5 protein-coding genes and 1 pseudogene are annotated in these 6365 nt (G+C 67.7%); all 6 read left to right on the top strand.

The window, feature by feature from the left end; translation table 11 throughout:
- Nucleotides 1-907 (top strand): NADP-dependent phosphogluconate dehydrogenase (gene gndA, locus ACFE99_RS21255; protein ID WP_375488384.1); only part of this gene is annotated, 907 nt, incomplete at its 5' end.
- Nucleotides 908-1001: 94 nt separating this feature from the next.
- The gene (locus ACFE99_RS21260; protein WP_375488385.1) at nt 1002-2438 is read left to right on the top strand and encodes a GuaB1 family IMP dehydrogenase-related protein; all 1437 of its coding nucleotides are present in this window, start codon (nt 1002-1004) and stop codon (nt 2436-2438) included.
- Nucleotides 2439-2645: 207 nt separating this feature from the next.
- Nucleotides 2646-4010 (top strand): hemolysin family protein, encoded by a 1365-nt coding sequence (locus ACFE99_RS21265; RefSeq protein ID WP_375488386.1) that lies wholly within the window; start codon nt 2646-2648, stop codon nt 4008-4010.
- Nucleotides 4010-5071: a hemolysin family protein gene (locus ACFE99_RS21270; protein ID WP_375488388.1), complete on the top strand. Its 1062-nt coding sequence runs from the start codon at nt 4010-4012 to the stop codon at nt 5069-5071. The genes ACFE99_RS21265 and ACFE99_RS21270 overlap by 1 nt, the downstream gene beginning before the upstream one ends.
- Nucleotides 5064-5960, top strand: a complete 897-nt coding sequence (locus ACFE99_RS21275; protein ID WP_375488387.1) for a 3-methyladenine DNA glycosylase — start codon at nt 5064-5066, stop codon at nt 5958-5960. The genes ACFE99_RS21270 and ACFE99_RS21275 overlap by 8 nt, the downstream gene beginning before the upstream one ends.
- A 48-nt stretch (nt 5961-6008) precedes the next feature.
- Nucleotides 6009-6365 (top strand): annotated as a pseudogene (locus ACFE99_RS21280) (malate synthase G); the annotation flags it as partial.

A 6365-nucleotide genomic window follows, 5' to 3' on the forward strand; every position in this document is an offset into this window, starting at 1 on the left:
CGACGGCTCCGGGCATTTCGTCAAGATGGTGCACAACGGCATCGAGTACTCCGATATGCAGCTCATCGGCGAGGCCTACCAGCTGTTGCGTGACGGGTTGGGGCTGACCGCGCCGCAGATCGCCGACGTGTTCAGCGAGTGGAACACCGGCGATCTGGACAGCTACCTGGTCGAGATCACCGCAGAAGTGCTGCGCCAGATCGACGCCAGGACCGGCCAACCGCTGGTCGACGTCATCGTCGACGAGGCCGAGCAGAAAGGCACCGGCCGCTGGACCGTCAAGTCGGCGCTGGATCTGGGTGTGCCGGTGACCGGGATCGCCGAAGCGGTGTTCGCCCGCGCGCTGTCGGGATCGGTGGCCCAGCGCAAGGCCACCACTGGGCTGGCGTCAGGCCGGCTCGGCGAGCGGCCCGGCGATCCCGAGACCTTCACCGAAGACATCCGCCAGGCCCTGTACGCCTCGAAGATCGTCGCGTATTCGCAAGGGTTCAACCAGATCCAGGCCGGCAGCGCCGAATACGGCTGGGACATCACACCGGGCGACCTGGCGACGATCTGGCGCGGCGGCTGCATCATCCGGGCGAAATTCCTCAACCGCATCAAAGAAGCCTTCGACGCCGACCCGAACTTGGTCAGCCTGCTCGTCGCACCGTATTTCCGCAGCGCCGTCGAATCAGCGATCGACGGCTGGCGCCGCGTGGTGTCCACCGCTACCCAATTGGGTATCCCCATTCCCGGGTTCTCCTCGGCGGTGTCGTACTACGACGCATTGCGCACCGAACGGCTGCCGGCGGCACTCACGCAGGCGCAGCGCGACTTCTTCGGCGCGCATACCTATGCGCGCATCGACGCGCCGGGCAAGTTCCACACGTTGTGGGGCGGGGACCGCAGCGAGGTACCGGCATAGGCCGTCCGGCGCCGATGCAGAGTGGAGCGATGAGGAGAAGCCGGACAATCGAGCCGGGGCGGCGATGCAGGGCGAAGCGACTGGGGCATAACCAATGAGGTTTTTGGACGGGCACCGTCCCGGCTACGACTTGACGTACGACGACGTGTTCATCGTGCCGAACCGGTCCGACGTCGCGTCGCGCTTCGACGTCGATCTGTCCACCCACGACGGGTCCGGCACCACGATCCCGGTGGTGGTCGCCAACATGACCGCGGTCGCCGGCCGCCGGATGGCCGAGACGGTGGCCCGCCGCGGCGGCATTGTGATGCTGCCGCAAGACCTTCCGATCACCGCGGTGCAGCAGACGGTGGAATTCGTCAAAAGCCGAGACCTGGTCGTCGACACGCCGGTGATACTGGCTCCCGACGATTCGGTGTCGGATGCCATGGCGCTGATCCACAAACGCGCCCACGGCGCCGCGGTCGTAGTCTTCGAAGGCCGTCCCATCGGGCTGGTGACCGAATCGTCGTGCATGGGCGTGGACCGCTTCACCCGGGTGCGTGACGTCGCCACCACGGACTTTGTCACCGCCCCGGTGGGCACCGACCCGCGCAAGGTGTTCGACTTGCTCGAGCACGCGCCGATCGACGTGGCCGTGTTGACTGCGGCGGACGGCACGTTGGTGGGCGTCCTGACCCGCACCGGAGCCCTTCGCGCCGGTATCTACACCCCGGCTACCGACGCCGCCGGGGGGCTGCGTATCGGCGCGGCGATCGGCATCACCGGTGAGGTGGGCGCCAAGGCGCAGGCGCTGGTCGAGGCCGGCGTCGATGTGCTGGTCATCGATACCGCGCACGGGCACCTGGTCAAGACGCTCGACGCGATCAAGGCGGTCGCATCGCTGGACCTCGGCGTGCCGCTGGCCGCGGGCAACGTGGTGTCAGCCGAGGGCACCAGGGATCTGATCAACGCCGGCGCGAGCATCGTCAAGGTCGGCGTGGGCCCCGGTGCGATGTGCACCACCCGGATGATGACCGGTGTCGGCCGACCGCAGTTCTCGGCCGTCGTCGAATGTTCCTGCGCGGCAAGCGAACTGGGTGGCCACGTATGGGCCGACGGCGGAGTGCGCCATCCGCGGGATGTGGCGCTGGCGCTGGCGGCCGGCGCCGCCAACGTGATGATCGGCTCGTGGTTCGCCGGCACCTACGAATCGCCCGGCGATCTGATGCGCGACCGCGACAACCAGCCGTACAAAGAGAGCTACGGCATGGCGTCCAAGCGAGCGGTGGTGGCCCGCACCGCAGCCGACAGCGCCTTCGACCGGGCCCGCAAAGCGTTGTTCGAGGAAGGGATTTCGACGTCGCGGATGGGGCTGAACCCCGACCGCGGCGGCGTCGAGGACCTCATCGACCACATCACCTCCGGGGTGCGCAGCACGTGCACCTATGTCGGGGCGTCGACCCTGGCGGAACTACACGAGCGGGCGGTGATCGGGGTTCAGTCGGCAGCGGGGTTCGCCGAGGGTCACCCGTTGCCGTTCGGCTGGTGACGGGACACAGTCGCAGCAACGACGCGCCGCGCGTTTTCGCTACGATGTGAGCTTCAGGTGACCGTTGGGTAGACCGGCAGAAAGGGGCCACGTGCCAAAGGCACCCGTCGGGGCCATTGGCGTGCGGGTCGAATGGCCGGTGGCGCAGAAACGGTCTCCGGCAATCCCTTCAGCCTCGTCGAATGCAGCCGGGGCGCAGCGCCGCCGATGAGCGTCGTCATCACCGTGCTGAGCCTGCTGGCGATCATGGCGCTCACCGCCGGCACCGCGATCTTCGTGGCGGCCGAGTTTTCGCTGACCACGCTGGAGCGCAGCACCGTCGACGCCCAGGCGCGCGGTGGGGCGCGTCGTGACCACTATGTGCGGCGCGCGCACCGCACCTTGTCGTTTCAGCTGTCCGGCGCGCAGTTGGGTATCTCGATCACCACCCTGGTCACCGGTTACCTCACCGAGCCGCTGGTGGCCGAACTGCCGCATCCGGCACTTGACGCGTTCGGCATACCGGACCGGGTGGCCGACGGGATCATCACGTTTGTCGCTTTGGTGATCGTCACGTCGCTGTCGATGGTGTTCGGCGAGCTGGTGCCCAAGTACCTGGCGGTGGCGAGCCCGCTGTCGACGGCACGCGCGGTCGCGGGCCTGCAGCTGCTGTTTTCGCTGGTCTTCACACCCGCTATCCGGCTGACCAACGGCGCGGCGAACTGGATTTTGCGCAAGCTGGGCGTCGAACCGGCCCAGCGCCTGCGCTCGGCCCGCTCACCGCAGGAGTTGGTGTCGCTGGTGCGGACGTCGGCGCGCACCGGCTCGCTGGACCCGGTCACCGCGGCGCTGGTCGGACGGTCGCTGCAGTTCGGCACCTTGACCGCCGAAGAGCTGATGACGCCGCGGTCCAAGATCGTGGCCTTACAGACCGACAACACCGTCGCCGACCTGGTTGCCACCGCGACTGAGAGCGGGTTCTCGCGCTTCCCGATCGTCGACGGCGACCTCGACCAAACCGTCGGCATGGTGCACGTCAAGCAGGTCTTCGAAGTAGCGCCTGCTGACCGCGCGCACACCAAACTCACGGCGGTGGCGCAGCCGGTCGCGGTGGTGCCCTCGACACTGGACGGCGACGCAGTGATGGCCCAGATCCGCGCCAACGGGCTGCAGGCCGCGCTTGTTGTCGACGAGTACGGCGGCACCGCCGGAATGGTCACCGTAGAGGATCTGATCGAGGAGCTCGTCGGCGACGTCCGCGACGAGCACGACGACGCCAGCCCGGATGTGGTCGCGGCCGGTAACGGCTGGCGGGTCTCAGGACTGTTGCGAATCGACGAGGTGGCCGCGGCCACCGGCTACCGCGCACCCGAGGGCCAATACGAAACGATCGGCGGGCTGGTGCTCCAGGAGCTCGGCCATATACCGGTGGCCGGCGAAACGGTCGAGCTGACGGCGTTCGAACCGGACGGCCCGTCGGACAACTCGATTCGCTGGCTGGCGAAGGTGGTCCGGATGGACGGCCGTCGCATCGACGTGCTCGAGCTGACCGAGCTGGGTCGGCGCAACGGCGACGGCGAGCGGGGCAAATGATGCGCGACATTCTCGATGTGCTGCTGACCCTGCTGCTGGTCGGGGCCAACGCGTTCTTTGTGGGCGCCGAGTTCTCGCTGATCTCAGTGCGTCGCGACCGGCTCGAAGCCCTCGCCGAGCAGGGCAGGGCAAGCGCGGTCACCGTGATCCGGGCCGGCGAGCAGCTGCCGCTGATGTTCGCCGGGGCGCAGTTCGGCATCACCGTGTCCTCGATCCTGCTGGGCCGCCTCGGCGAACCCGCGGTCGCCGATCTGCTGCAGACACCATTCGCGATCCTGCGCGTATCCGGCGCGCTGCTGCACACTGTGTCTTTCGTGGTCGCGCTGGCGATTGTGGTCATGCTGCACGTGCTGCTCGGCGAGATGGTGCCCAAGAACATCGCGATCGCCGGCCCCGAGAAAGCGGCGATGCTGCTGATTCCGCCGTATCTGCTCTACGTGCGGGCCGTGCGCCCGCTGATCGCGTTCTACAACTGGAGCGCCAACGCGATCTTGCGGCTGCTGCGGGCCCAGCCCAAAGACGAGCTGGACGTCACGGTCTCCACGGTCGAGCTCAGCGAGATGATCGCCGAATCGGTGTCAGAAGGCCTGCTGGATCACGAAGAGCACACTCGGCTGACCCGGGCGCTGCAGATCCGCAATCGCGTCGTAGCCGATGTAGCCGTTCCGATCCACAGCGTTCGGGCGGTGCCGGTGGCCGCCGCCGGCTGTGGGCCGACGGTCGGCGCGGTCGAAGAGGCGCTGGCCGAAACCGGCTACTCCCGGTTTCCGGTGGTCGACCTCGGCGGCAGTTTCATCGGCTACCTGCACATCAAAGACGTGCTGTCGCTGGGCCTCACGGAAAACCAAGACCCGCATGCAGTAATCGATCTCGCCACGGTGCGCCCGCTGCCGCGGATGCCGGCGTCGCTGCCGCTGGCCGAGGCGCTGTCACGGTTGCGACGCAGTAAGAGCCATCTGGCGCTGGCAACCTCCGACGCCGAAGTGGTCGCGATGGTTGCGCTGGAGGACCTGGTGGAAGATCTGGTCGGCACCGTGCGCGACGAAATGCACCATGTCTGAGCAGCAGGTCCGTCCAACTCTGCGGCTCGACCCGCAGCAGTGGAGGTCGCGCGCCGACGCTTACCGCCGCCGGGTCGAGGAATTCATGGCACCGCACGCCAAACGCCGCCAAGCCGGCGAGTCGCATCCGGTGTGGGATTTCCTGTTCAGCTACTACCGCATGCGGCCCGGCCAGTTGCGATGCTGGCATCCGGGTTTTGGTGTGGAGCTCGCCGGTGATGAGGCGCTGCGCCGCTACGGCGGGCGCCGCGGCTACACCCTGCTCGGTGAAGGTGTCACGGTCGGCGACGTCTTTCTGCGCAGCCGGCTGGGCATGTGTCGGTTCGTGTCCCAGCTACTGCGAGCCACCGCGCAGCGGCCCGCTGCGCTCAACTGCTTCGGGCTACACGAATGGGCCATGGTGTATCGCACCGACGCGGTGCGCCACGATCGCGTCCCGCTGCGACTGTCCGCAGCGGCCACCGATGCGGTGGTGGAGTCAATGCCGTTGCGGTGCACGCATTTTGACGCGTTTCGGTTCTTCACCGACTCGGCGCGGCCGCGCAACGCCGGTCAGCTCAGCCGGGCCTCGCAGGTCGCCACCGAGCAGCCCGGGTGTCTGCATGCCGCGATGGATCTCTATAAGTGGTGCTACAAGCTGGGCCCCCTAATCGACTCCAACCTGTTGCTTGACTGCCTGCAACTCGCCGCGGCCGCCCGCGAGGTCGACATGCGGGCCAGCCCGTATGATCTCAGCGGCTACGGGTACTCGCCGATCGCTGTTGAACACGGCGCCGGCCGTGCCGAGTACGTGCGTTGCCAGAGCGCGGTCGCGCAGCGCGCCGCGCCGCTGCGGGCCGCGCTGTTGGCCCGGTGTGACCTGCTGTTGCGGGCCGTCGACTGCGGGTAGTCAGGCTGCCGGCCGGTAGGCTGGGCTAGTTGCCAGTGAGGAGGAACGATGACAGATCGCGTGCCGGTGGGGAACCTGCGCGTCGCCCGGGTGCTGTACGACTTCGTCAACACTGAGGCACTGCCGGGCACCGATATCGATCCGGACAGCTTCTGGGCGGGCGTCGACAAGGTCGTGACCGACCTGAGCCCGCAGAACCAGGAGCTGCTCAACCGCCGCGACGAGCTGCAAGCCCAAATCGACAAGTGGCACCGGCATCGTGTCATCGAGCCCCACGACCCGGAGGCGTACCGCCAGTTCCTCACCGAGATCGGCTATCTGCTGCCCGAACCCGACGACTTCACCATCACCACCGCCAACGTCGACCCTGAGATCCCCACAACGGCCGGGCCCCAGCTGGTGGTG

This window comes from uncultured Mycobacterium sp., from assembly GCF_964249325.1.
Classification (GTDB): Bacteria; Actinomycetota; Actinomycetes; order Mycobacteriales; family Mycobacteriaceae; genus Mycobacterium.

What these genes read in the sequence shown, in the direction of transcription:
- ACFE99_RS21270 (WP_375488388.1), top strand. Translation starts at nt 4,010, where the DNA reads ATGCGCGACATTCTCGATGTGCTGCTGACCCTGCTGCTGGTCGGGGCC.
- ACFE99_RS21265 (WP_375488386.1), top strand. Translation starts at nt 2,646, where the DNA reads ATGAGCGTCGTCATCACCGTGCTGAGCCTGCTGGCGATCATGGCGCTC.
- ACFE99_RS21260 (WP_375488385.1), top strand. Translation starts at nt 1,002, where the DNA reads ATGAGGTTTTTGGACGGGCACCGTCCCGGCTACGACTTGACGTACGAC.
- ACFE99_RS21275 (WP_375488387.1), top strand. Translation starts at nt 5,064, where the DNA reads ATGTCTGAGCAGCAGGTCCGTCCAACTCTGCGGCTCGACCCGCAGCAG.